5 protein-coding genes are annotated in these 4109 nt (G+C 61.9%); 4 read left to right on the top strand and 1 reads right to left on the bottom strand.

The window, feature by feature from the left end; translation table 11 throughout:
• Nucleotides 1–698: GGDEF domain-containing protein (locus HX846_RS31480; protein WP_178966893.1), on the top strand; the 698-nt coding region annotated here is incomplete at its 5' end.
• Between the two features lie 4 nt (nucleotides 699–702).
• On the top strand, nucleotides 703–1194 hold the full coding sequence (locus tag HX846_RS31485; protein ID WP_003214188.1) for an OmpA family protein: 492 nt from the start codon (nucleotides 703–705) through the stop codon (nucleotides 1192–1194).
• 85 nt (nucleotides 1195–1279) lie between these two features.
• On the opposite strand, the gene HX846_RS31490 is transcribed toward HX846_RS31485, so the two are convergent.
• Nucleotides 1280–2227, bottom strand: coding sequence for a LysR family transcriptional regulator (locus tag HX846_RS31490; RefSeq protein WP_177042349.1), 948 nt, complete (start codon nucleotides 2225–2227; stop codon nucleotides 1280–1282).
• 131 nt (nucleotides 2228–2358) lie between these two features.
• Here HX846_RS31490 and HX846_RS31495 point away from each other — a divergent pair, with 131 nt between their 5' ends.
• Together HX846_RS31495 and HX846_RS31500 are read left to right on the top strand one after the other, a co-directional pair.
• Nucleotides 2359–3876, top strand: a complete 1518-nt coding sequence (locus tag HX846_RS31495) for a CoA-acylating methylmalonate-semialdehyde dehydrogenase (protein ID WP_178966894.1) — start codon at nucleotides 2359–2361, stop codon at nucleotides 3874–3876.
• Nucleotides 3877–3890: 14 nt separating this feature from the next.
• On the top strand, nucleotides 3891–4109 hold a 219-nt coding region (locus HX846_RS31500), incomplete at its 3' end, for an NAD(P)-binding domain-containing protein (RefSeq protein WP_178966895.1).

The raw sequence follows: 4109 nt of genomic DNA on the forward strand, positions 1-4109 counted from the left end.
CCTCGGTGGCCCACGCCGCCCGAAGCGAGCGGGCCTTTGACCGACGCGTACCGCCGGCGAAAATCGCCGAACTCGACAGCCTGGGCAATGACTTCAATGCCCTGCTCGACGAACTGGAGGCCTGGCAGACCCACCTGCAAAGCGAAAACGAAACCCTCGCCCACCAGGCCAGCCACGACAGCCTGACCGGGCTGCCCAACCGTGCGTTCTTCGAAGGGCGGCTGATCCGCGCCCTGCGCAGCGCCGCCAAGCTCAACGAGAAAGTAGCGGTCTTGTTCCTCGACAGCGACCGCTTTAAAGACATCAACGACAACTTTGGCCACGCCGCCGGCGATGCGGTATTGGTGGCAGTGGCTACGCGCATTCGTGCGCAACTGCGTGAAGACGACCTGGTGGCACGCCTGGGCGGCGATGAATTCGCCATCTTGCTGTCGCCTCTGCACCGACTTGAGGACGCCCAGCGCATTGCCGAAAAAATCATCGCCAGCATGGACGCGCCCATTGCGCTGCCCGGCGACGCCCACGTATTGACCTCACTCAGTATCGGCATCGCCGTCTACCCCGATCATGGCGCCACCCCCGGTAACCTGCTCAACGCCGCCGATGCGGCGATGTACCAGGCCAAACGGCTTTCCCAGGGTGGCCAGCAAACGGCGGAATCGGAGTCCCCCGCCGCCGACGTTCAACACAGGAGTTGATCCCTTGTTCTCGACCGCACGCTTTTTATTCATCACCTTGCTCGTGGCTCTGCTCGCCCTGAGCGGCTGCCAGACCCCGCCGCCAAAAGGCCTGACACCGGCGCAAATCGCCGTGCTCAAACAGCAGGGTTTTGAACTGACTGACGAAGGCTGGGCCTTCGGCCTCTCGGGCAAGGTGCTGTTTGGCAGCGACGTCGAAAGTCTGAATGCCCCCAGCACCGAGATCGTCCAGCGCATCGGCAAGGCGCTGCTGGGCGTGGGCATTGAGCGCGTGCGGGTCGACGGCCACACCGACGCCTCGGGCAAGGAAACCTACAACCAGCAACTGTCCCTGCGCCGAGCCAAAAGCGTCGCGCACGTGTTGGCAGGCGTTGGGATGAAAGAAGAAAACGTACAACTGCGCGGGCTGGGCAGCAGCGAGCCGGTGGCGTCCAACGCGACAGCGGCGGGGCGCACCGAGAATCGCCGGGTGTCGATTGTGGTGATTGCGGACTAGTCTGGCTTTCGGGCAGTTCGAGTTGGAATGCAATCAACGTGGGAGCCGGGCGTGCCCGNNCCCCCCCCCGGCTCCCACATTTTATTTAATCGGCAAACACCATCTCCCGCGTTTCCCCCATCAACAACGGCTGATTCTGCTCCGTCACCTCACGGATGTAATCCCACAGCAGGGTGATCCGTTTCAACTTCCTCAAGTCCTCGCGGCAGTACATCCAGAACTGCCGCGTAATGTTTATCTCCTTCGAAAGCACCGGCAGCAACCGCGGGTCCTGTGCCGCCAAAAAGCACGGCAGGATCGCCAGCGAGCGCCCTTGCTGCGCCGCCACGTACTGCGCAATCACGCTGGTGCTGCGCAAACTGGCGCTGGCGCCGGGCACCACATTGGCCAGGTACAGCAGCTCCGAACTGAACGCTAAATCATCCACGTAGCTGATAAACGGATGCTCGGCCAGGTCCGCCGCCCGGCGGATGGGCGGGTGCTGGTCCAGGTATTCCTGCGTCGCGTACAGCTGCAGCTTGTAGTCGCACAGCTTGCAGCACACGTACGGCCCGTGTTCCGGCCGCTCCAGGGCGATGACGATATCCGCCTCGCGCTTGGACAGGCTGATGAAGTGGGGCAGGGGCAGGATGTCCACCGAGATCGCCGGGTAGGTGTCGACGAAGTGGCTCAGTTGCGGGGTGACGAAGAAGCTGCCGAACCCTTCGGTGCAGCCCATGCGCACGTGGCCGGACAGCGCCACGCCGGAGCCGGAAACCTGTTCGCAGGCCATGTGCAACGTGCTTTCGATGGACTCGGCGTAACCCAGCAGGCGCTGGCCTTCGGTGGTCAATACGAAGCCGTTGGTCCGGGACTTTTCAAACAGGAGAGTGCCCAAGGATCCTTCAAGGGAGGTAATGCGCCGCGACACCGTGGTGTAGTCCACCGCCAGGCGCTTGGCAGCGACGCTGGCCTTGCGGGTACGCGCGACTTCGAGGAAAAACTTCAGGTCATCCCAGTTCAGGGAGCCCAGTGACGTGATGTTTTTTTGCATATTGGACCGGCTTTTATGTGCGTTCTTATTAGAAGTTTGCACATCTATACTCCAAAAACAGTCCGAACGCCTCATCCTCAAGGCGATTCAACGCCTTGGTTCTCTGCATACCTACAAGAATTGGAGACCACATGAACGCATCTGCCGATATTTCCGTAAAACAGGTCAAGCTGCTGATCAACGGTGAGTGGGTCGAATCCAGGACCACCGAATGGCAAGACATCGTCAACCCCGCTACCCAGCAAGTGCTGGCCCGCGTACCGTTTTCCACCCCTGAAGAAGTCAACGCTGCCATCGACGCCGCCCATCGCGCCTTCCAGACCTGGAAGCTGACACCGATCGGTGTGCGCATGCGCATCATGCTCAAGCTGCAAGCCTTGATCCGCGAGCACTCCAAGCGCATCGCCGTGGTCCTGAGTGCCGAGCAGGGCAAGACCATTGCCGACGCTGAAGGCGACATTTTCCGTGGCCTGGAAGTGGTCGAGCACGCGTGCTCCATCGGCACCCTGCAGATGGGCGAATTCGCTGAAAACGTCGCCGGCGGTGTGGATACCTACACCCTGCGCCAGCCGATCGGCGTGTGCGCCGGCATCACCCCGTTCAACTTCCCGGCGATGATTCCGCTGTGGATGTTCCCGATGGCTATTGCCTGCGGTAACACGTTCGTACTCAAGCCATCGGAACAGGACCCGCTGTCGACCCTGCTGCTGGTTGAACTGGCGCTGGAAGCCGGGGTGCCAGCCGGCGTGCTGAACGTGGTTCACGGCGGCAAGGACGTGGTGGATGCGCTGTGCACCCACAAAGATATCAAGGCCGTGTCCTTCGTCGGTTCGACCGCCGTGGGGACTCACGTCTACGACCTCGCCGGTAAACACGGCAAGCGCGTGCAATCGATGATGGGCGCCAAGAACCACGCCGTGGTGCTGCCGGATGCCAATCGCGAACAAACCCTGAACGCCCTGGTCGGTGCCGGTTTCGGTGCGGCGGGTCAGCGTTGCATGGCAACTTCCGTGGTGGTGCTGGTAGGCGCGGCCAAGCAATGGCTGCCGGACCTCAAGGCCCTGGCGCAAAAGCTCAAGGTGAACGCCGGCAGCGAAGCCGGTACCGATGTGGGTCCGGTAATCTCCAAGCGCGCCAAGGCACGCATTCTCGACCTGATCGAAAGCGGCGTAAAAGAAGGTGCCAAGCTGGAGCTGGATGGCCGCGGCATCAAGGTGCCGGGTTTCGAAGACGGTAACTTCGTCGGCCCAACTCTGTTCTCCGGCGTGACCACCGACATGCAGATCTACACCCAGGAAATCTTCGGCCCGGTACTGGTGGTGCTGGAAGTCGACACCCTCGACCAAGCCATAGCCCTGGTCAACGCCAACCCGTTCGGCAACGGCACCGGCCTGTTCACCCAGAGCGGCGCGGCGGCGCGTAAATTCCAGAGCGAAATCGATGTGGGCCAGGTCGGCATCAACATCCCGATCCCCGTGCCGGTTCCGTTCTTCAGCTTCACCGGTTCCCGTGGTTCGAAACTCGGCGACCTGGGCCCGTACGGCAAGCAAGTGGTGCAGTTCTACACCCAGACCAAAACCGTCACCAGCCGCTGGTTCGACGACGACAGTGTCAACGATGGCGTCAACACCACCATCAACCTGCGCTGATCGAGGAGACGACCATGAAGATTGCATTTATCGGCCTGGGCAACATGGGCGCGCCGATGGCGCGCAACCTGATCAAGGCTGGCCATGCGCTGAACCTGTTCGACCTGAACCAGACCGTGCTCAAGGAACTGGCGGAACTGGGCGGCACCATCAGCGCTTCACCGCGCGCGGCAGCCGAAGGCGCCGAGTTGGTGGTGACCATGCTCCCGGCTGCGGCCCATGTGCGCAGTGTG

It is taken from the genome of Pseudomonas sp. K5002, assembly GCF_013386655.1.
GTDB lineage: Bacteria > Pseudomonadota > Gammaproteobacteria > Pseudomonadales > Pseudomonadaceae > Aquipseudomonas.